Source organism: Streptomyces sp. NPDC052396, from assembly GCF_044593195.1.
Taxonomy (GTDB): domain Bacteria; phylum Actinomycetota; class Actinomycetes; order Streptomycetales; family Streptomycetaceae; genus Streptomyces.
The window spans coordinates 575,459-596,485 of the sequence record NZ_JBIUAW010000001.1; the positions used below are offsets into that span (position 1 = coordinate 575,459).

The window sequence follows — 21,027 nt, forward strand, 5'->3', positions numbered from 1 at the left end:
CGGACGGTTCCGGGCGACGGTACCTGGGCGCGGTACGAATGGCGTAATGGCAGGGGAGAATGGGCCGATGCGTTATGGCATCCTCGGCACCACCCAGGTCCATGCCTCCGACGGCCAGCCGGTGGCCCTCGGCGGTGCCCGGCTGCGCGCCCTGCTGGGCGCCCTCGCCCTGCACCCGGGCCGCACCCGCACCACCGGGGCGCTGGCCGACGCCGTCTGGGGTGCCGAACCGCCGGCGGACGCGGCCGGGGCGCTGCAGGCGCTGGTGGGACGGCTGCGCCGGGCGATCGGCCGGCAGGCGGTGGAGTCGGTGGCCGGCGGCTACCGGCTGTGCGCCGAACCGGACCAGGTGGATATGCACCGCTTCCAGCGGCTGGCCGAGGAGGGCGCCCTGGCCCTGGCCGACGGCGACCCGGGCAAGGCGGTGGTGCTGCTGGAGGACGCGCTGGCCCTGTGGCGCGGCCCCGCCCTGGCCGACCTGCCCGGCCATCAGGCGGAGGCCGCCCGGCTGGCGGCCCGCCGGCTGGACGCCCGCCGCGACCGGCTGGCCGCCGTCGTCGCCCTGGGCCGGGCCGAGAGCGCCCTGCCCGAACTGGTGGAACTGTGCCTGGACCGGCCCCTGGACGAGCCGCTCCAGGCGCTGCGGCTACGGGCCCTGCGCGCGGCCGGCCGCCAGGCGGAGGCCCTGGCCGCCTATGAGCAGTTGCGTACCGCGCTGGCCGAGCGCCTGGGCGCCGACCCGGGGCCGGAACTCCGGGCGCTGCACGCGGAGTTGCTGGCGCCGCCGGAGCGGTTGCGGGATGTGCGGGGGGCGGGGTCTGCTGCCGCCGGGGCCGCCGGGGCCGCCGGGGCCGCCGGGGCCGCCGGGGCCGCCGGGGCCGCCGGGGCCGCCGGGGCCGCCGGGGCGAATAGGGCGGGTGGGCCGTACGGGTCCGCCGTTGCCGGGCCCGCCGGGACGGACCGGGCTGTCGGGCCCGGCGCCGCCGGGCCGTACGGGGACACCGGTGGCACCGGGGCATGCGGGGCCGCCGGCCCTGCCGTCTCCGCGGCCGCCGGAGCGGGCACGGTGCCCGGGCCGGTACCGGAGGAGCCCCGGCCGTCCGGCAGGGACCGATCGCCCGGCATGGACCGGCCGTCCGGCGGACCGGAGAGCGCCGGACGGCCGCCGGCGGAGCACGGGGCGGCCGCCGGAGCCGCCCCGCCCCGCCCCCGGCGGGGCAATCTGCGGGCCCGGCTGACCTCCTTCGTAGGGCGGGAGCGGGAACTGGCCAGCATCCGGGCCGATCTGGCCGGGCACCGGCTGGTCACCCTGCTGGGGCCGGGCGGCGCCGGCAAGACCCGGCTGTCCCAGGAGGCCGCCGAGGCCGCCGCCGACGCCTGGCCGGACGGTGTCTGGTTCGCCGAACTGGCGCCGCTGGAGGACGAGGACACCGTGGCCGAGGCGGTCCTCACCGCGCTCGGCGCCCGCGAGACCGTGGTGCGCGGCACCGCCGAAGGGCTGCGGGCGGCGGCCGACACCACCGCCCATGACCCGGTGGCCCGGCTCGCCGAACACTGCGCCCAGCGCCGGATGCTGCTGGTCCTGGACAACTGTGAGCACTTGGTGGCCGCCGTCGCCCACCTGACCGAGACGCTGCTGGCGCACTGCCCCGGCGTCACCGTGCTCGCCACCAGTCGCGAACCCCTGGCCGTACCGGGCGAGTTGGTACGGCCGGTGGAGCCACTGCCGGACCCGGTGGCGCTGCGGCTGCTCGCCGACCGGGGCGCCACGGCCCGCCCCGGCTTCCGTGTCGAGGACGACCCGGAGGCCTGTGCCGAGATCTGCCGCCGCCTGGACGGACTGCCGCTGGCCATCGAACTGGCCGCCGCCCGGCTGCGGATGCTCACCCCGCGCGGCCTGGCCGACCGCCTGGACGACCGCTTCAGGCTGCTGACCTCCGGCAGCCGCACCGTGCTGCCCCGCCAGCAGACCCTGCGCGCGGTGGTCGACTGGTCCTGGGACCTGCTGGACGAGCCCGAACGCGCCGTGCTGCGCAGGCTGTCGGTGTTCTCCGGCGGCTGCGACCTGGCGGCGGCCGAGGCGGTGTGCGCCGACGACGGCGCCGGACCGGGCGAAGTGGCCGTCATGGTCGGCTCGTTGGTGGACAAGTCCCTGGTGGTCGCCGCGCCGGACGACCAGGGCGAGATGCGCTACCGGCTGCTGGAGACGGTCGGCGAGTACGCGGGGGAGCGGCTGGCCGAGGCGGGCGAGCGCGCCGGGGTGGAGCGCCGGCACCTGGTGTACTACCGCGAACTGGCCCGTACCGCCGACCCCTTGCTGCGCGGGCCGCGGCAACGGCACTGGCTGGACCGGCTGGAGCGGGAGCAGGACAACATGCGGGCCGCGCTGCGGCACGCGGTGGCGGCGCAGGACGAGCAGGAGGGGCTGTGCCTGGTCATCTCCCTCAACTGGTTCTGGCACCTGCGCGCCCGGCTGACCGACGGCCGGACCTGGTCCAACGCGGTGGCCGCGCTGGGACCCGATCCGTTCCAGGGGCCGGTGGAGCCGGCCCCGGCGCTCACCGAGCGGTGCATCGACGCCCCGCCGCCGATGCGGCCGGAACTCCTCCAGGAGGCCCGGCGGCAGGTGCGGCTGATCGCCGTGGCCACGGCCGAATCCGATATGCAGGTGTTCAACGCCCCCGAGATGCAGGCCCGGCTGCGGGCCGTGATCGAGGCGTACCGGCACCTGCCGCCGCAGACCCTTCGCACGCCCGGCATGCTGTGGATCTACGCCCGGCTGCTCACCGGCGACTTCACCGGGCTGTTCGACGATCTGGACCTGGCCGTGCGGCAGTGCCGGGAGCTGGGCTACGAGTGGGAGCTGGCCTTCCATCTCCTGCAGCGGGCCAAGGTGGGCAATGAGTGGCCCGGGCGGGCCGAGCAGGCCCGGCTGGACGCGGACGAGGGCCTGGAGATCTTCCGGCGCACCGGGGACGCCTGGGGAGTGGCCGAGGCGCTGGCCGGACGTGGCGAAAACCGGGAGCGTCGCGGGGAGTTCCTGGCCGCCGCCGAGGACTACCGGGCGGCCATGGACAGCGCCCGTGCGGTGGGTGCCACGACCCAGGTGGCGCTGATGCGCTCCCGGCTGGCCGAGATGCTGATGGAAGCGGGGGCCATCGACGGCGCCGAGAACGAGCGGATGCTGCGCGAGTCGATGAATGAGGCCGAAGGAGGCGTTCCGGATGTGGACTTCCTCATCCGGCTCACCCTCGGTGTCAGAGTCGCCCGGTCCGGGCGGCTCGTGGAGGCCCGGCAGCTCCTCGAGGAACTGCTCGGGGAGTTCCGGCACCGGGCCATCCGGCTGTTCCAGGGCCTGATGATGGGCCTGCTGTCCTGGCTGGACGTGCTGGAGGGGCGTCCCATGGACGCGCTGCCCAGGGTGCGGCAGGCATTGGAACTGCTCGACGACCCGATGTCGGCCTTTGTCGCGGTCAAGCTGCCGGTGGTGCAGCTGATGCACGCCGCGTTCGCCCACTCCGCGCTGGACGGCGAGGAGCACGCGCTGACCGCCGCCCGGCTGCTGGGGGCGGTCGAGGTGCTGCGGGCCGACGGCCCCCAGCAGCAGTCCCTGGAACGGGAGATCATGCTGCGGGTCGAGACAACGGCGCGGGCGGCGCTGGGCGAGGAGACATACCGGCGGGTGTACGCCGAGGGCGGCCGCCTCTCCCTGGAGGAGGCCACCGCCCTCATCTGACCGGATGCCCGCCAACCTCAGGCCCGCCGGCGGAACTTGGCCACCGCCAGCGGTGCCACCACCACGGTCAGCCCCACCGACCAGGCCAGGGTCATCCACACCGAGTGGGCCACCGGGCCGCCGTTGATCAGGCTGCGGGCGGCATCGGCCAGATTGGCCAGCGGGTTGTACTCGGTAAAGCCCCGCAGCCACCCGGGCATGGACTTGGTGGGGGCGAAGATGGAGCTGGCGAACTGCAGCGGAATCATGATCATCATCCCCATTCCCTGCACGGCCTGTGCCGACTTGGCGGTCAGACCCAGCAGCACGAAGATCCACATCAGAGAGGCGCCGAAGAGCACACTCAGAGCGACCGCGGCCAGCAGTTCGCCCACCGAGGTCTTGATCTCCAGGCCCAGCGCGAAGCCCATGCCGAGCTGGATGGCCACCGCCACCAGCATCCGGCCGACCTCCACCACGATCTTGGCGATCAGGACCGAGGACCGGGCTATCGGCAGGGTGCGGAACCGGTCCATCACCCCTTTCTGGAAGTCCTCGTTGACGCCGCTGCCCACCGCCATGGCGATGTTCAGCCCGGTCATCGCCATCAGGCCGGGCACCAGATAGTTGACATAGTCATCGCGGTGGCCCGGGAACATGGCGCCGCCGAAGACATAGACAAACATCAGGGTGAAGATCACCGGCGTCAGGACGACATCGACCATCGCCTCCGGATTCTGCTTGAGCTGCAGCGCGTTGCGGCGGGCCAGCGCGCTGATGTGCCGAAGGTGGTCCCGGAGACCGAGCCGGGCGTCGGTGACGGGTGCGGTGATCGTCGCGGCGCTCATACCGCCACCTCCTGGAGTTCTTCGGCCTGGACGGCGTTGCCGGTGGAGGTCTTCTGGCCGGTGATGGCCAGGAACACCTCGTCCAGGCTGGGCAGATGGGTGCTGATGGAGGCGAGGGCGAAGCCGCTCCCGGCCAGCAGGCCCACCACGGCGGTCAGTTGCTGATCGGTGACGATGGGGACGTTGACCAGACCCCCGTCCTGGTCGACGGTCGCCCCGGAGACACCGTCCAGCCCCGCCCGGGCCACCACCCCGGCCAGCCGTGGCAGTTCGGCCGGATCCGCCGGCCGGACCTGCAGGGTGCGGCCGCCGACCTTGGCCTTGAGCTCGTCGATCCGGCCACCGGCGATCACCCGGCCGCGGTCGATGACGGTCAGCTCATCGGCCAGCTGCTCGGCCTCCTCCATGTACTGGGTGGTGAGCAGCACGGTGGCGCCCTCGCGGACCAGATGGTGCACCTCGGCCCACACCTCGTTGCGGGTGCGCGGATCCAGGCCGGTGGTGGGCTCGTCGAGATAGAGCACCGCCGGGCGGCCGATCATGGAGGCGGCCAGGTCCAGCCGGCGCCGCATACCGCCGGAGTAGGTCATCGCCGGGCGCTTGGCGGCCTCGGTGAGCGAGAAGCGCTCCAGCAGCTCGGCGGCGCGGCGCTTGGCCTCCTTGCGGGGCAGGTCCAGCAGCCGGCCGATCAGGTACAGGTTCTCGGTGCCGGAGAGCTTCTCGTCGACCGAGGCGTACTGGCCGGTGAGGCCGATCACCCGGCGCAGCTGCCGGGGCTGGGTGAGGACGTCGAAACCGCCGACGCGGGCGGTGCCGGCGTCCGGCCTGACCAGCGTGGAGAGCACTCGGACCAGGGTGGTCTTGCCGGCTCCGTTGGGGCCCAGGACGCCGAGGACGGTGCCTTCGGGGACGTCCAGGTCTATGCCGTCCAGGGCCTTGGTGGTGCCGTAGTGCTTGACCAGGCCGCGGACTTGGACGGCGCCGTTGGCGCCTCGCGGGGTGTCTTGGGGTCGCATGCGGATGAGGCTGCCAGGGGGCGCCGACATCCCGCCGACAGCCGCCGACATCCCGCCGACAGCCCGCCGACAAGGGGTGCGGGCCGCCCCCGGCCGGCCGGGGGCGGCCCGCACCCGAGACGCGGCCTAGTGGAAGGAGTGCTCCTCGGCCGGGTAGGCGCCGCCCACCACATCCGCGGCGAACTCCCGTGCCGCGCCGCTGAGTACCTCGCGTATCTGGGCGTACTGCTTGACGAAGCGCGGCAGCCGGCCCTGGGTCATTCCGGCCATGTCGGTCCAGACCAGTACCTGGGCGTCGCACTCGGGGCCGGCGCCGATGCCCACGGTGGGGATGTGCAGGATGCGGGTGACCTCGGCGGCCAGCTCGGCCGGCACCAGCTCCAGCACCACGGCGAAGGCGCCGGCGTCCTGAACGGCCTTGGCGTCGCGCAGCAGTTGCTGGGCCGCCTCCTCGCCCCGGCCCTGCACCGGGTAGCCGCCATAGGCGTTGACCGACTGCGGGGTCAGGCCGATGTGCGCCATCACCGGGATGCCGGCCTGCACCAGCAGCTCGATCTGGTGGGCGGACCGCTCGCCGCCTTCCAGCTTGACCGCGCCGACGCCCGCCTCCTTCACCAGCCGGGTGGCGTTGCGCAGCGCCTGGACGGCGCCCTCCTGGTACGCCCCGAAGGGCAGGTCGCCGACGATCAGGGCGCGCTTGGTGCCCCGTACCACGGCGGCCGACAGGATGCTGATCTCGTCCATGGTGACCGGCACCGTGGACTCGTAGCCGAGGTGACAGTTGCCCATCGAGTCGCCGACCAGCAGGACCGGGATGCCGGCCTGGTCGAAGACGGAGGCGGTCATCGCGTCGTACGCGGTGAGCATGGCCCACTTCTCGCCGCGCTCCTTGGCGGCGGCGATGTCGCGGACCGTGATGCGCCGGGAGGTGATCCCGCCGTACAGCGACTTGCTGCTGTCGGGCGTCTTCGCGGCATGCGTCATTGCACTGGCTCCTGTGATGTCGTCTCGAGGCGCCCTGACGGCGTCCCCGGATCAGTTCCAATGCTGACACGGCCGCCGCGGACGGGGAAGACAGGGCCCCGGATCCTTCACGGGCAAAGACTCCGCCTGACTTTTCGATACGAGACGGTCTCGTATCGAAAGTGCTTTAGTCTGATGACATGACTTCTCCTGTCGGGTCCGGCGGGGCCGGCCCGTCGCGCCAGGTTCCCGAGGCCGTCCACCGCAGGCGGTGGGCGATCCTCACCGTGCTGCTGTTCAGCCTGCTGGTGGTGGTGCTGGACAACTCGATCCTCAATGTGGCGATGAAGACCATCGCCTCGCCCAGACCCGCCGGACTGGGGGCCACCCAGAGCGAGCTGGAGTGGGCGATCAACTCCTACACGCTGGTCTTCGCCGGAATACTCTTCACCGCCGGCCTGCTGGGCGACCGGCTGGGCCGCAAGAAGGTCCTGCTGTTCGGCATGACCGTGTTCGGCATCGGCTCGGTGCTCTCCGCGATGGCCGGCTCGCCCGCCGAACTGATCACCTTCCGCGCGGTGATGGGCCTGGGCGGCGCCTTTGTGATGCCCGCGACGCTGGCCATCATCATGAATGTCTTCGAGCGCGAGGAGCAGCCCAAGGCCATCGGCATCTGGGCCGGCGCGGTCGGCCTTGCCATCGCCATCGGCCCGATCACCGGCGGGGTGCTGCTCTCCCGCTTCTGGTGGGGCTCGGTCTTCCTGGTCAATGTCCCCATTGTGATCGCCGGGCTGATCGCCATGGTGCTGCTGGTGCCCGACTCCAAGGACCCCCGGCCCGGCCGGCTGGACCCGGTGGGTGTGCTGCTGTCCGTGGTCGGCCTGGTGCTGCTGGTGTACGGCATCATCAAGGGCGGCCAGCTCGCCGACTTCACCCGGCCCGAGGTGTTCGGCACGGTCGGCGGCGGGCTGCTGGTGCTGCTGCTGTTCGTGCTGCACGAGCGGCGCAGCGACCACCCGGCCATCGATGTGCGCTACTTCCGCAATCCGGCCTTCTCGGCCGCCGTGAGCTCCATCGCGCTGGTCTTCTTCGCGCTGATGGGTGTGACGTTCTTCGTGGTCTTCTACACCCAGAGCGTGCGCGGCTACACCCCGCTGCAGAGCGGTCTGCTGCTGCTTCCGCTGGCCGCCGCCCAGATGGGCTTCGCGCCCCGGGCCCGGCTGGTGGTGGACCGGTTCGGCGCCCGCGCGGTGTGTGCCGGGGGCATGCTGCTGGTGGCCGGGACCATGGCCGGCTTCCTGCTGCTGGAGAAGGACACCCCGATCTGGATCCTGGAAGTGATCTTCTTCCTGCAGGGCGCGGGGATGGCGCACATCATGCCGCCGGCCACCGTCTCGATCATGCAGTCGCTGCCGCGCGAGAAGGCCGGGTCCGGATCCGCGGTCAACAACACCTTCCGGCAGGTCGGCGGTGCGCTGGGGGTGGCCGTGCTGGGCTCGGTGCTCTCCACCACCTACCGGGACGGCATCTCCGGCAAGCTCGGCCAGGTGCCCGGTCTGCCCGAGTCCGCCCGGCACGCGGCCGGCGAGTCGGTGGAGGCCACCCTGGGTCTGGCCCAGCGGCTCGGCCCGGCGGGACGGGCGCTGGTCGGCCCGGCCGAGGACGCCTTCCTGCACGCCATGCACATCACCGCGCTGTGCTCGTCCGCGGTGGCCGTGCTCGGTGCCATTGTGGTGACGCTCTTCCTGCCCGGCCGCGGCCCCGCCGCCGCGTCCGGCGGTTCCTCCCGGCCGGAGAGCGAGAAGGAGCAGACGGGAGCGGGCCGATGACCGGAACCCAGGTCTCCGCCGCCCCCGCCGTGCAGCGTGGACGGCCGCGCAGCGGCGCCGTGGACTCGGCGGTGATCGACACCGTGGTGCGGCTGCTGGAAGAGGGCGTGGGCCTCGGCGATCTGTCCATGGAGCGCATCGCCCGGGAGGCGGGCGTCGGCAAGGCCACCGTCTACCGGCGCTGGCCGGGCAAGGAAGCGCTGATGCTGGACGTACTGCGCTCCCTGGACATCGCCTATGACCCGCCGCCGGCCGGCAGCTCGGTCCGGGACGCCCTGGTCCACCTGCTGGAACTGATGCGCCGCCGGGTGCTGGCCAAGCGCTCCTCCGCCGTGCTGCGGACGGTCCTCGCCCAGGTCAAGGCGCATCCCGCGGTGTGGCGGGAGTACCACGACACCATCCTGGAGGCCCGCCGTCAGGTGTTCGGCGAGGTACTGCGGCGGGGCATCGCCGAAGGGCTGATCCGCCCCGGGGCGGACCTGGAGCTCCTCACCGATCTGCTGGTCAGCCCGCTGCTTTCGCGCTCGGTGCTGCACGAGTGGAAGGAGCTGCCGGAGGGGCTCTGCGCGGAGATCGTGGACACCGTGCTGTACGGGGCGGGGCCGCCGGATCGCGAGGGCACCGGCTGACGGGCTCCGGCAGACAGGCGCCGGCTGACGGGTCCGAATGTGCCCGTTGTGTCACAGGACGCCCGTACGGCCGACCGCCAGGAACCCGGCCCCACCGGCCGTCCGTCCTCCTTCCCGACCGCCCTGCCGGGGTGGTCGGGAAAGTGACGGCGCACGACCTGGTGAGGACAACGGGATGCCACAGGCGGACATGGCGGAGACCGGCCACAAGGGAGCCGTCGCGGAGCCGGCCGGCTCCGCACTCCGGCGCTTCCTGAGCGGCTGGCGCGGGCCGGGCATCTGGCGCCGGGGCCTGGTCATCGGGGTGCTGGGGCTGCTGCTGGGGCTGCTGATGCTGATGCATGCGGCGATCCCCAACCGGGTGGGCAACCTGGGCAGCCTCACCGAAACCTTCCTGCCGTGGCTGGGGCTGTTCATCCCGGTGCTGCTGGTGCTCGCGGTGCTGCGGCGCTCGGCCAGTGCGCTGCTGGCGCTGCTGCTGCCGGTGCTGGTCTGGCTCAATCTCTTCGGCGGGCTGCTGGCGCCCAAGTCGCACACCGGCGGCAATCTGATGGTGATCAGCCACAACGTCAACGCGGACAACCCCGACCCCGTGCACACCGCCAAGGCGGTGGCCGCCGCCGGGGCGGAGGTGGTGGCGCTGGAGGAGCTCAAGCCGGACGCGGCGCCCACCTATGAGCGGGCGCTGGCGGGCACCTATCCGCACCACTCGGTGCAGGGCACGGTCGGGCTGTGGAGCAAGTACCCGCTGAGCGAGGTGCGTCCGGTGGACATCAAGATGGGCTGGACCCGGGCGATGCGGGCCACGGTGGACACACCGCGCGGGCAGGTGGCGGTGTATGTGGCCCATCTGCCCTCGGTGCGCGTCAAGTTCAACGCCGGCTTCACGGCCGGGCAGCGCGATGACAGTGCGGCGGCGCTGGGAGAGGCGATCGCGCGGGAGCGGGGCAAGCGGGTGGTGCTGCTCGGCGACCTCAACGGCACCATGAACGACCGGTCGTTGGCACCGGTCACCTCCCAACTGCGGTCCGCGCAGGGGGCGGCGGGGGACGGCTTCGGCTTCAGCTGGCCGGCGAGCTTCCCGATGGCCCGGATCGACCAGATCATGGTGCGGGGGATGGAGCCGGTGGCGGCTTGGACCCTGCCCGACACCGGCAGCGACCATCTCCCGGTCGCGGCCCGCCTAAAGCTGTAACCCACCCCGCCGGGTCCCATCAGGGGCGCGGGGAACCGCGCGACTCCACGCACGATCCGCGGCCGAACCGCGGAAGTCGCCGGCAGACGCCCCGGGGCGAGCCCCGCTCCGATCAGCCCCGTTCCCGCCAGCGATTGGTGATCGGCAGGCGCCGGTCCTTGCCGAAGCCCTTGGGCGAGATCTTGGTACCCGGCGGGTACTGGCGCCGCTTGTACTCCGCCGTATCCACCAGCCGCAGCACCCGAGCCACCAGCTCCCCCTCGAAGCCGGCCGCCACAATCGAGGCCAGGCCCTGGTCGCGGTCGACATACAGCTCCAGGATCCGGTCCAGCACCTCGTAGTCCGGCAGCGAGTCCGTGTCCACCTGCCCCGGGCGCAGCTCGGCGCTCGGCGGCTTGGTGATGGAGTTCTCCGGGATGGGCGGGGTCTCACCACGCCGCTCGGCCGCCCGGTTGCGCCAGCGGGCGAGGCGGAAGATGCCGGTCTTGTAGACGTCCTTGATGGGGCCGTACGCGCCGACGGAGTCGCCGTAGAGCGTCGAATACCCGCAGGCCAGCTCGGACTTGTTGCCCGGCGCCAGCACGATGTGCCCCTCCTGGTTGGAGATGGCCATCAGCATGGTGCCGCGCAGCCGCGACTGCAGGTTCTCCTCGGCCAGGCCGGTCAGCCCCAACTCGCCCATATAGGCGTCGAACATGGGGGCAATCGGCTGGATGCGGAAGTGCAGCCCGGTCCGCCGGGCCATCTCCCGGGCGTCGGCGACCGAGTGCTCGGAGGAGTAGCGGGACGGCATGGCCACCGCGTACACATGCTCCGCGCCCAGCGCGTCGCAGGCGAGGGCGGCGACCAGCGCCGAGTCGATGCCGCCGGACAGGCCCAGCACCACGCTGCGGAAGCCGTTCTTGACCACATACGCCCGCAGGCCGGTCACCAGCGCGGTGTAGACCTCCTCGTCGTCATCGAGGTGGTCGGCGCGCTCGCCGGGGAACTCGGGGGCGTAGGCGGGCAGCGGCTCGGCCGAGACGGTGTGGTGGTCGATGCGCAGTCCGTCGTCGACCACCCCGGAGGGCGCCTCGGGCCGGGCGGCGGGCAGGTCCAGGTCCAGCAGCAGGCACTGCTCGGTGAACTGGGCGCCGCGGGCGATGACTTGGCCGTCCCGGTCCACCACGATGGAGTCGCCGTCGAAGACCAGCTCGTCCTGGCCGCCGGTCATGGCCAGGTAGGCGGTGGTGCAGCCGGCCTCCTGGGCGCGCTTGCGCACCAGTTCCAGGCGGGTGTCGTCCTTCTCCCGCTCATAGGGGGAGGCGTTGACGGAGATCAGCAGCCCGGCCCCGGCGGTGCGGGTGGCCGGCACCCGGCCGCCCTCCTGCCAGAGGTCCTCGCAGATGGCCAGGGCCACATCGATGCCGTGTACCCGCAGCACCGGCAGGGTGTCACCGGGCACGAAGTAACGGAACTCGTCGAAAACCCCGTAGTTGGGCAGATGGTGCTTGGCGAAGGTGAGCACCGCCTTGCCGCGGTGCAGTACCGCGGCCGCGTTGAGCGGGGAGCCGGCCGGGCGGCCGAGGCGGGACGCGGCCTCCTCGCTGCGGTCGAGATAGCCGACCAGTACCGGCAGTTCGCCCAGGCCCTCGTCCCGTAGCCGGGCGGCCAGTTCGCCCAGCGCGGCGCGGCTGGCCTCGACAAAGGACGAGCGCAGCGCCAGGTCCTCGACCGGGTAGCCGGTCAGCGCCATCTCGGGGAAGACCGCCAGATGAGCCCCCTGCCCGGCGGAGTGCCTGGTCCAGCGGACGATCGACTCGGCGTTCCCGGCGAGGTCGCCGACGCCGGCATCGACCTGATTCAGGGCGAGACGAAGTTGAGGCACAAGGCCAGTCTAATCGTCTCTCTGACGCGATCTTGTGTGAGCGGGGCCATAGGCGTGACGGGCGGAGGGTGAGGGTTCCCGCTGGCATACGGGTCCGATCTTATGAAAACCTTGCGCACCGCTCATGGCGATCAGGCCATGATGACTGAAAACCCGCCAGGGTCCATGCCAAGGAGACTCGTTGACCACGCCGCCGCAGTGGGGCCAGCCCGGCCCCAATCCGTACCAGCAGATGCCCGCCGGATACGGCTACCCGGCACCCGCCGCCCCGGTCGGCTACCCGGCGCCGGCGCACTATGGCCTGGCCATGAAGCGGCGCGGCCCGTGGGCCGTCTGGTTCCTGGTGATCATCACCCTGGGGATCTACTCCCTGGTCTGGTACTTCAAGATCCACAAGGAGATGGCGGAGTTCGACAGCCGCCGCAAGATCAGCCCGGCGGGCTCCATGCTGACCATCTGGTTCGGCTGGTACCTGCTGATCCCGCCGTTTGTCTCCTACTACAACACCGGCAAGCGGATCTGCGACGCCCAGCGGGCGGCCGGTCTGCCGCAGACCTGCAGCGGCGGCCTGGGCCTGTTCCTGGTCTTTATCTTCGGCACGCACTCGGTCTACTACCAGAGCGAGCTGAACAAGGTCGTCGACCACTACGGCCAGGTCCCGCCGGGCACCCAGGTGCCGCTGGCCGCCTGATCCGCCTTCCGTCCCCGCCCGGGCCCCCGTCGCACCGCGACGGGGGCCCGGGTCGTTCCTGCCCCGTACGTACTCCGCAGCGGATGTGCGCAGAGCGGGCCCAAGGGCCGATGATGGGGCGAAACGTATAAACGCTCGGCCCGAAGGACGCTCCTCCCGCTCATGCCCCTCAAGGAAAAGGCCCGGGACGAATGTCCCTCCATCAGCACGCCCGACACCCACCCCCGCCCGCGGTTCATCTCCTGGGCCGGTCTGGCCCTGATGACCACCGCCTCGGTGGCCAATCTGCGCCCCGCCCCCTCCATGGCCCTTTACGGACTGGCGGCGGTCTTCCTCTACCTGCTGCCCGCCGTGGTCTTCCTGCTGCCCACCGCCCTGGTCTCCGCCGAACTGGCCTCCGGCTGGCCCGGCGGGATCTACCGCTGGGTCAGCGAGGGCCTGTCCAAGCGGCTGGGATTCCTGGCCGTCTGGTGCCAGTTCGCCATGACCATCGCCTACTACCCCAGCCTGCTCGCCTATGTGGCCGGCACCTTCGCCTATGTCGTGGACCCCTCGCTGGCGGACAACGGCCTCTATGTCGCCCTGGTGATCGTGGTCATCTACTGGGCGGGCGTGCTGATTTCGGCCCGCGGCACCCGGGCGGTGGCCGGACTGGCCGGGATCGGGCTGGTGATCGGCACCCTGATACCCGGAGTGGTGCTGGTCGTCCTCGGCCTGCTCTTCCTCGGCCAGGGCAACCACCCGGCCGCGCCGATGGACACCGGCCACCTGCTGCCGCCCTGGACCGGCATCTCCTCGCTGGTGCTGATCGTGGGCAACTTCCTCTCCTACGCGGGAATGGAGATGAACGGTGTGCATGTCTCCGCGCTGCGCAGGCCCGAACGGGACTTCCCCCGCGCCGTGTTCACTGCCACCGCCCTGGTGCTGCTGATCTTCATCCTGCCCGCGCTGGCCATCAGCTGGGTGATGCCCGGCAAGGACCTCAGCCTCACCGCCGGAGTGATGCAGGCGTTCCAGGGCTTCTTCGACCACTTCCACATCGGCTGGCTGACCAAGGTGGTCGGTGTGCTGCTGGTCGCCGCCGCGCTCGGCGGGATGCTCACCTGGCTGGCCGGACCGTCCCGGGGACTGCTGCTGGTCGCCCGGCAGGAGGGCTATCTGCCGCCGGTGCTGCAACGGCTCAACAAGCACGGCGTCCAGCGCAACATCATGGTCGCCCAGGGCGTGCTCACCACCCTGATCGCCCTGCTCTACGCGGTGATCCCCGATGTCTCCAGCGCCTACTGGATCTTCTCCGTGGTCACCGCGCAGATCTACCTGGTGGTCTATCTGCTGATGTTCGCCGCCGTGGTGCGGCTGCGCACCCTGCGCCCCGGGCAGCCGCGTGGCTTCCGGGTGCCCGCCGTCCGTCTGGTCGCCGGCACCGGGTTCGCCGCCTCGCTGGCCGCCCTGTGCATCGGCTTCATACCGCCCGAGCAGTTCGGCGGCCAGCCGCTGTGGCGCTACCTGCTGATCGTCGGCGGCGGACTGCTCACCCTGGGCTTCCTCGCCCCGCTCGCCTTCCTGAGGTTCCGCAAACCGCACTGGGCCCTGGGCGAGGAAGGGGCGGAACGGGAAGGCGCCGCCTTGGACTAGCGTTGCGCCAACCGAAGGGGAGCCACCGGGATGCGATCCGAACACCGCCCACCAGGACACATGCTGCGCGTCGGCGGAGTGCCACTGCATGTGGTGCGCCAGGGCGCCGGGCCGGTGTGTGTGCTCAGCGGCGGGCTGGGCATGGGCTGGTTCGACTGGGAACCGGTGGTTCCGCTGCTCACCCCGCACCGCACCGTGGTCCGCTTCGACCGCCCCGGCCTCGGCTTCAGCGCCCCCGCCGAGGAGCCGCCCAGCGCCGCCGGCGAGGCCCACCGGATCGCCGGGGTGCTGGACGCGCTGGGCCTGACCGGACCGGCCACCGTGGTCGGCCACTCACTGGCCGGCTTCCACGCCGAGGCATTCGCCCGGCTCCACCCCGAGCGCACCGCCGGACTGGTGCTGGCCGACGGCAGCGTCGAGGACAACGCCCGCCCGCTGCCCGGCGGTGAACTGCGGCACGCCGCCGCCCGCGCCCGCGGCCGGGTGCTGGCCGCCGCCGGACTGCCCCGGGCCATCGGCCCGGCGCTGCGCCGGCTGACCGTCCGCGCCTCCTCGCTGGGCCGCCACGACCCGGCCCCCGAGGAGCTGGTGCGCCGCACCTATGGCACCGGCCGGGTGGTGCGCGCGGTGCTGATGGAGAACGCCCGCTACCGCGATGTGGCCGCCGAACTGGAGCGGCTGCGCGCCGAGCACCCGCTGCCGCCGGTCCCCGTCACCGTGCTGGCCGCCTCGCCCGGCACCGGCTCCTGGCTGGAACGCCGCTGGCTGGAACGCCAACGGGCGCTCGCCGAACGGCTGGACGGCCGCTTCGAGGCCGTCGCCCCCGCCGGGCACCTGCTGATGTACGACCGACCGCAGGCCATCGCGGCGGCGGTGCTGGCGGTACGGCAGCCCCGGCACTGAAGCCGGCGGGTCCGTTCCACCCCGCTTGACCCTCACCCGACGTCAGGCGGCAAGGTGACCGGCGGACGAAAGGAACGCCATGAGCCACACCGTCGGCCAGTTGTCGGGTTTCGCCGGCGTCACGGTACGCACCCTGCACCACTACGACCGGACCGGACTGCTCAGCCCCAGCGAGCGCAGCCCGGCCGGCTACCGGCTCTACACCGACGCCGACCTGGCCCGCCTCCAGCAGATCCTCTTCTACCGGGAACTCGGCTTCTCCCTCGACGAGATCGCCGCCATCCTGGACGACCCCGGGGCCAGCGCCCTGGACCAGCTGCGCGCCCGCCACAAACAGCTCAGCGCACAGATCGCCAGGCTGCGACGCCTGGTCGAGGTCGCCGAACGGGCCATGGAGGTGGAACGCACCGGCGTCCGGCTCACCCCGGGGGAACGCTTCGAGGTCTTCGGCGAGATCGGCTTCGACCTCAGCTATGCCACCGAGGCGGACCTCAAGTGGCGGCACAGCGAGGGCCATCAGCGGTCCATGGCCAGCGCCGCCGCGCACAGCAAGGAGGACTGGCAGCGGCTGATGGCCGAGGCCGCCGACTGGCGGGAGGAGCTCCGCGCCGCCTTCGACGCCGGCGAACCGGCCGACGGGGTACGGGCCATGGAGCTCGCCGAGCGGCACCGGCAGCACATCGCCCGCTGGTTCACCCCCTGCCCGTACGAGATGCATCTGCGCATCGCCGAGGACTTCGCCACCGATGCCCGGGCCTTCGCGCTGCTGGTGCCGCCGTCCCAGCAGCGGCCCGGGCTGGCCGGGTATCTGCACCGTGCGGTGCGGGCCAACGCGGAGCGGGCGGTGGCCCGATGAGGGTGACCATCACGGCCGCGGGCTCGCGCGGTGACATCGCCCCGTACACGGGGCTGGGGGCCCGGCTGCGGGCGGCCGGCCATCAGGTCACCCTGGCCACGCATGACTCCTTCGCCCCGCTGGTGCGGGACGCGGGGCTGTGCTTCCGTTCCCTGCCCGGCAACGCCCGTACCGGGCCGGTGGGCGACCGGCGGCAACTGGCCCGTGCGGCAGCCGCGTTCGGCCGGGAGCTGGCCGCCGGGCTGCCCCGGGCCGTCCCCGAGGACACCGAGGCGCTGCTGCTGTCCACCAGCACGGCCCCCTTCGGCTGGCACCTGGCCGAGGCCACCGGGGTCCGCACCCTTGGCGTCTACCTCCAGCCCACCGCCCCCACCGGGGACTTCCCGCCCACCGTGGGCGCCCCCCGCTCCCTGGGACGCCTGGGCAACCGGGCCGCCGGGCGCCTCTCGCTGCGGGTGGTGGACCGGCTGTTCGCCGGTGCCATCCATGAGCTGCGCCGCTCCCTGGAGCTGCCGCCGCTCGCACCGGGCGCCGCCCGGCGGCGGCTGGAGGCGGCCGACTGGCCGGTGCTGCACGGCTTCAGCTCCGTGCTGGTGCCCCGGCCGCGCGACTGGCGGCCCGGCCTGACCGTGGTGGGCAACTGGTGGCCGCACCGGGCCGGTGAACTTCCGCCGGAGGTGGCGGAGTTCCTGGCGGCCGGTCCGCCGCCGGTGTTCGTGGGCTTCGGCAGCATGGCCGCCGGCGAGGGGGAACGGCTGGGCGAGCTGGCCGTGTCCGCGCTGCGGAGGGCGGGGCTGCGGGGGGTTCTGCAGGCGGGCAGCGCGGGGCTGGCCGCCGGCGGGGACGATGTGCTGACGGTGGGGGACCTTCCCCATGAGCTGCTGCTTCCCCGGTGCGTCGCGGCCGTGCACCACGCGGGTGCGGGTACGGCGGCCGCCGCCCTGCGGGCGGGGATCCCGTCCGTCCCGGTGCCGGTCACCGCCGACCAGCCGTTCTGGGCGGCGCGGTTGGCGGCGCTGGGAGCGGCGACGCCGGCGATTCCGTTCGCGGAGCTGACGGGGGAACGGCTGGCGGCGGCTCTTGGGCGGGTGACCGAGGAGCGGTCTTTTGGGCGGGGTGCTTCCGCTGCGGCGGCTTTGCTGGCGGGTGAGGACGGGGCGGGGGAGGTGGTGGGGGTGTTGGAGGGCTGGTGACGGGGTTCGGGTGCGGCGCCGTTTCCCGCCTTCGACGGGTTCTCCCCACCCACGCGCCGCCCGTTACCGTCCCCCGGGCCGGGTTGCGCAACTCGTGGGAGATCAGGTGCCATTGGCGGCGAACGGTCCGCGGACGCCGATGGCGCGCAGCCACCCACTGGCGAGCCCAGCCAGGCTACGCACCGTTACCGCCGGCTCGCTCCAGGGTCAGCACCGGCACCCGTCGCCCCGCCGCCCGGGCCCGGAAGTCCGCGAACTTCGGCTCGGCGGCGATCTGGCGGCGCCACAGCTCCTCGTACTCCGCCTCCTCGATGACCTCCGAGGCCCGGACCGGGAAGGTCTCGCCCCCCAGCTCTATATGCAACTCCTCCGGGTGGGCGCGGAAGTTGTGGTACCAGGCGGGGGCTACCGGGGCGCCGCCGTTGAGGGCGAATACGGTCCACCGGCCGTCCCCGGTCGGCAGGTGGACCAGGGGCGTGGTGCGCGGACGGCCGCTGCGCGCGCCCCGAGTGGTGAGCAGCAGCAGCGGCTTGCCGTGGAACTCGCCGCCGACTCTGCCCCCGTTGGCGCGGAACTCCTCGATGACCCGCAGATTGAAGGGGTTGGCGTTGATCGCGGTCATGACGGTCGAGGTGTGGTTCGTTGTCTGCGTTGTCATGCGAGTTGTCATACGAGGGACGCTAGAAGCTCACACCGATGTGAGCTTCAAGCGGATGCGAGCGGATGTGAAGGGGATCACCATGCGGATCGGTGAGCTGGCCGGGGCCACCGGGGTCGGCGTCCGGCTGCTGCGCTACTACGAGGAGCAGGGGCTGCTGGTTCCCCGGCGTACGCCCGGCGGGCACCGCGTCTATGCCGGGGACGCGCCGCTGACCGTCCGCCGCATCCGGATGCTGCTGGAGGCGGGGCTGCCGACCCGGGTGATCCGGGAGGTGCTGCCGTGCATCGAGGGGGACGGGATGGTGGTTCATCCTTGTGTGAGTGGTCAACTGCGCGAGCAGTTGCGGGAGATGGACCGGCGGATGGCCGAGATGCGGGCGAGTCGTGGTTCGCTGGCGGCGATCCTGGCCGCCGCGGGCGACTGAGTGCCGGGTGCGGCGCTGTTTTCCGCCTGCGGCGGGCGGGCGAACGGCGCCGCACTCGGCGACCCCGCCAACGTAAAGAAAGAGTAAAGCGCACCCCGTGCGCCACCGCTCATACGGGAGTGCGAGCGGCACGCGCCCCTCGCCCGTAAGTACGATGCAGGAGGGGGCTGAGGGACGGTGCTACCGGCCGGAAACCCCTCGGTAACGCGCGGACGTGATACTCAAGGTCCCAGTCCCGCCCGCACCCGGTGACCCGAGCCGTCTGACCTGCGAGGATAGGTAGCCATGGATAAGCAGCAGGAGTTCGTGCTCCGCACGCTCGAAGAGCGCGACATCCGGTTTGTGCGGCTGTGGTTCACCGATGTGCTGGGCTACCTCAAGTCCGTGGCCGTCGCCCCCGCCGAGCTGGAGCAGGCCTTCGACGAGGGCATCGGCTTCGACGGCTCCGCCATCGAGGGCTTCGCCCGGGTCTATGAGTCCGACATGATCGCCAAGCCGGACCCCGGCACCTTCCAGATCCTGCCCTGGCGCGCCGAGACCCCCGGCACCGCCCGGATGTTCTGCGACATCCTGATGCCGGACGGCTCCCCCTCGTACGCCGACCCGCGCTATGTCCTCAAGCGCATCCTGGCCAAGACCTCCGACCTCGGCTTCACCTTCTACACCCACCCCGAGATCGAGTTCTTCCTGCTCAAGGACAAGCCGGTGGACGGCACCCGGCCGGTGCCCGCCGACTCCTCCGGCTACTTCGACCACACCCCCACCAACATCGGCATGGACTTCCGCCGCCAGGCCATCACCATGCTCGAATCCATGGGCATCTCGGTGGAGTTCAGCCACCATGAGGGCGCCCCCGGCCAGCAGGAGATCGACCTGCGCTACGCCGACGCCCTCTCCACCGCGGACAACATCATGACCTTCCGCGTGGTGATGAAGCAGGTCGCCCTGGAACAGGGCGTACACGCCACCTTTATGCCCAAGCCGTTCTCCGAGTTCCCCGGCTCCGGCATGCACACCCACCTCTCCCTCTTCGAGGGCGATCGCAACGCGTTCCATGAGTCCGGCGCCGAGTACCAACTCTCCAAGGTGGGACGCTCGTTCATCGCCGGCCTGCTCCGCCATGCCGCGGAGACCTCGGCCGTCACCAACCAGTGGGTCAACTCCTACAAGCGCATCTGGGGCGGCTCCAAGCGCACCGCCGGCGCGGGCGGCGAGGCGCCGTCCTACATCTGCTGGGGCCACAACAACCGCTCCGCGCTCATCCGGGTGCCGATGTACAAGCCCGGCAAGACCGGATCCACCCGCGTCGAGGTCCGCTCGATCGACTCGGGCGCCAACCCGTACCTGACATACGCGGTGCTTCTCGCGGCCGGCCTCAAGGGCATCGAGGAGGGCTATGAACTCCCGGCGGGCGCCGATGACGACGTCTGGGCCCTCTCGGACGCCGAGCGCCGGGCGATGGGCATCGAACCGCTGCCGCAGAACCTGGGCGAGGCGATCGAGCTGATGGAACGCAGTGAGCTGGTCGCCGAGACGCTGGGCGAGCATGTCTTCGACTTCTTCCTGCGCAACAAGAAGCAGGAGTGGGAGGAATACCGCTCCGAGGTGACGGCCTTCGAGCTGCGGAAGATGCTGCCGGTGCTCTGACCTTTTCGCCCGCCGGAAAGGGGAGTTGGGCCGCTGGTCCGACGAGCGCGAATGAGGCTGCCGGGCGTAGGCTCACTACGATCTTGAAAGCTCGGTCAGTTCATTCGTGAATGGGGAGAGGGCACACACATGACCACGGTGCATGGAACGATGGTGGACATTCCCACGCCGGACGGCGCCGCCGACGCCTACCTGGCACACCCCGAGGGGGACGGCCCGTACCCCGCCGTCCTGCTCTACATGGACGCCTTCGGGGTGCGCCCGCACCTGAAGAAGATGGCCGACCGGCTGGCCTCGGCCGGCTACACCGTCCTGATGCCCAATGTCTTCTACCGCCATGGGCGGGCACCGGTGCTCGACCTGCCCGACTTCATCGGCTCGGAGCATCGCGAAGAACTCTTCAAGAAGATCTGGCCCATGATGGGGGCCGTCCTGAAGACGGACGGGGCGATGCGTGACGCCGATGCCTATCTGCGCTGGCTGGCCGACGCTCCGCAGGCCGCGGACGGGCCGGTCGGTGTCACCGGCTACTGCATGGGCGCCTACCTGACCCTGCGCACCGCCGGCACCTACCCGGACCGGGTCGCCGCGGCGGCCGGCTTCCACGGCGGGCACCTGGCCACCACCGAGCCGGACAGCCCGCACCTGCTGGCCGACCGGATCACCGCCGAGCTGTACTTCGGCCACGCCGACCAGGACCCCTCGATGCCGCCCGAGCAGATGGACCGCCTGGAGAAGGCCCTCACCGAGGCGGGCGTACGCCACCGGTGCGAGGTGTACCCCGGCGCCCCGCACGGTTTCACCCAGGCCGACACCGCCGAGTACCAGCCCGAGGGCGCCGAACGCCACTGGACGGCGCTGCTGGACCTCTTCGCCCGCACGCTCTGACCGGTGCGCCGGGAGCCGCGCGGAGTTTCCGGGCGGGGGCGCCGGGCCCCGCCCGGCGCCGGTCCGG

General features: G+C 72.0%; 17 protein-coding genes. 12 read left to right on the forward strand and 5 right to left on the reverse strand.

Going from position 1 to position 21,027, the window contains the following annotated elements:
* The first annotated feature begins 67 nt into the window (after positions 1 to 67).
* Positions 68 to 3,736 carry an AfsR/SARP family transcriptional regulator gene (locus tag ACIHFE_RS02865; protein WP_400103884.1) on the forward strand — a complete coding sequence of 1,223 codons (3,669 nt, stop codon included), beginning with the start codon at positions 68 to 70 and terminating at the stop codon, positions 3,734 to 3,736.
* Positions 3,737 to 3,753: 17 nt separating this feature from the next.
* On the opposite strand, the gene ACIHFE_RS02870 is transcribed toward ACIHFE_RS02865, so the two are convergent.
* The 3 genes from ACIHFE_RS02870 to panB all read right to left on the reverse strand — a co-directional run bounded on the left by ACIHFE_RS02870 (position 3,754) and on the right by panB (position 6,563).
* On the reverse strand, positions 3,754 to 4,563 hold the full coding sequence (locus tag ACIHFE_RS02870) for an ABC transporter permease (RefSeq protein ID WP_400103886.1): 810 nt from the start codon (positions 4,561 to 4,563) through the stop codon (positions 3,754 to 3,756).
* A complete protein-coding gene (locus ACIHFE_RS02875; protein ID WP_400103888.1) occupies positions 4,560 to 5,579 on the reverse strand; it encodes an ATP-binding cassette domain-containing protein in 1,020 nt (339 codons plus the stop codon). The genes ACIHFE_RS02870 and ACIHFE_RS02875 overlap by 4 nt, the downstream gene beginning before the upstream one ends.
* A gap of 126 nt (positions 5,580 to 5,705) precedes the next feature.
* Positions 5,706 to 6,563 carry a 3-methyl-2-oxobutanoate hydroxymethyltransferase gene (gene panB, locus ACIHFE_RS02880; RefSeq protein WP_400103890.1) on the reverse strand — a complete coding sequence of 286 codons (858 nt, stop codon included), beginning with the start codon at positions 6,561 to 6,563 and terminating at the stop codon, positions 5,706 to 5,708.
* 179 nt (positions 6,564 to 6,742) lie between these two features.
* On the opposite strand from panB, the gene ACIHFE_RS02885 reads away from it, so the two are divergent.
* The 3 genes from ACIHFE_RS02885 to ACIHFE_RS02895 all read left to right on the forward strand — a co-directional run bounded on the left by ACIHFE_RS02885 (position 6,743) and on the right by ACIHFE_RS02895 (position 10,195).
* A complete protein-coding gene (locus ACIHFE_RS02885) occupies positions 6,743 to 8,371 on the forward strand; it encodes an MFS transporter (RefSeq protein WP_400103891.1) in 1,629 nt (542 codons plus the stop codon).
* Positions 8,368 to 9,000, forward strand: coding sequence for a TetR/AcrR family transcriptional regulator (locus ACIHFE_RS02890; RefSeq protein ID WP_400103892.1), 633 nt, complete (start codon positions 8,368 to 8,370; stop codon positions 8,998 to 9,000). The genes ACIHFE_RS02885 and ACIHFE_RS02890 overlap by 4 nt, the downstream gene beginning before the upstream one ends.
* Before the next feature lie 175 nt (positions 9,001 to 9,175).
* Positions 9,176 to 10,195, forward strand: coding sequence for an endonuclease/exonuclease/phosphatase family protein (locus ACIHFE_RS02895; protein ID WP_400103894.1), 1,020 nt, complete (start codon positions 9,176 to 9,178; stop codon positions 10,193 to 10,195).
* A gap of 112 nt (positions 10,196 to 10,307) precedes the next feature.
* On the opposite strand, the gene ACIHFE_RS02900 is transcribed toward ACIHFE_RS02895, so the two are convergent.
* A complete protein-coding gene (locus ACIHFE_RS02900) occupies positions 10,308 to 12,062 on the reverse strand; it encodes an NAD+ synthase (protein WP_400103896.1) in 1,755 nt (584 codons plus the stop codon).
* A gap of 181 nt (positions 12,063 to 12,243) precedes the next feature.
* Here ACIHFE_RS02900 and ACIHFE_RS02905 point away from each other — a divergent pair, with 181 nt between their 5' ends.
* From ACIHFE_RS02905 to ACIHFE_RS02925, 5 genes are all read left to right on the forward strand, one after another.
* The gene (locus ACIHFE_RS02905; protein ID WP_400103898.1) at positions 12,244 to 12,753 is read left to right on the forward strand and encodes a DUF4234 domain-containing protein; all 510 of its coding nucleotides are present in this window, start codon (positions 12,244 to 12,246) and stop codon (positions 12,751 to 12,753) included.
* A gap of 162 nt (positions 12,754 to 12,915) precedes the next feature.
* Positions 12,916 to 14,388 carry an APC family permease gene (locus ACIHFE_RS02910; protein WP_400103900.1) on the forward strand — a complete coding sequence of 491 codons (1,473 nt, stop codon included), beginning with the start codon at positions 12,916 to 12,918 and terminating at the stop codon, positions 14,386 to 14,388.
* A gap of 30 nt (positions 14,389 to 14,418) precedes the next feature.
* The gene (locus ACIHFE_RS02915) at positions 14,419 to 15,291 is read left to right on the forward strand and encodes an alpha/beta fold hydrolase (protein WP_400103902.1); all 873 of its coding nucleotides are present in this window, start codon (positions 14,419 to 14,421) and stop codon (positions 15,289 to 15,291) included.
* A gap of 79 nt (positions 15,292 to 15,370) precedes the next feature.
* Positions 15,371 to 16,147, forward strand: coding sequence for a MerR family transcriptional regulator (locus ACIHFE_RS02920; protein ID WP_400103904.1), 777 nt, complete (start codon positions 15,371 to 15,373; stop codon positions 16,145 to 16,147).
* Positions 16,144 to 17,340, forward strand: a complete 1,197-nt coding sequence (locus tag ACIHFE_RS02925; RefSeq protein WP_400103907.1) for a glycosyltransferase — start codon at positions 16,144 to 16,146, stop codon at positions 17,338 to 17,340. The genes ACIHFE_RS02920 and ACIHFE_RS02925 overlap by 4 nt, the downstream gene beginning before the upstream one ends.
* A gap of 175 nt (positions 17,341 to 17,515) precedes the next feature.
* Here ACIHFE_RS02925 and ACIHFE_RS02930 read toward each other — a convergent pair whose 3' ends face one another.
* Positions 17,516 to 17,998: a nitroreductase/quinone reductase family protein gene (locus tag ACIHFE_RS02930; protein WP_400103909.1), complete on the reverse strand. Its 483-nt coding sequence runs from the start codon at positions 17,996 to 17,998 to the stop codon at positions 17,516 to 17,518.
* An 82-nt stretch (positions 17,999 to 18,080) separates the two neighbouring features.
* Between ACIHFE_RS02930 and ACIHFE_RS02935 the strand changes: the two genes are divergently transcribed.
* The 3 genes from ACIHFE_RS02935 to ACIHFE_RS02945 all read left to right on the forward strand — a co-directional run bounded on the left by ACIHFE_RS02935 (position 18,081) and on the right by ACIHFE_RS02945 (position 20,960).
* Positions 18,081 to 18,425, forward strand: a complete 345-nt coding sequence (locus tag ACIHFE_RS02935; protein ID WP_400103911.1) for a MerR family transcriptional regulator — start codon at positions 18,081 to 18,083, stop codon at positions 18,423 to 18,425.
* 285 nt (positions 18,426 to 18,710) lie between these two features.
* Positions 18,711 to 20,072 (forward strand): type I glutamate--ammonia ligase, encoded by a 1,362-nt coding sequence (glnA, locus tag ACIHFE_RS02940; RefSeq protein WP_400103913.1) that lies wholly within the window; start codon positions 18,711 to 18,713, stop codon positions 20,070 to 20,072.
* 129 nt (positions 20,073 to 20,201) lie between these two features.
* Complete coding sequence (locus ACIHFE_RS02945; RefSeq protein WP_400103915.1) at positions 20,202 to 20,960, forward strand: dienelactone hydrolase family protein; 759 nt, start codon at positions 20,202 to 20,204, stop codon at positions 20,958 to 20,960.
* Positions 20,961 to 21,027 lie beyond the last annotated feature (67 nt).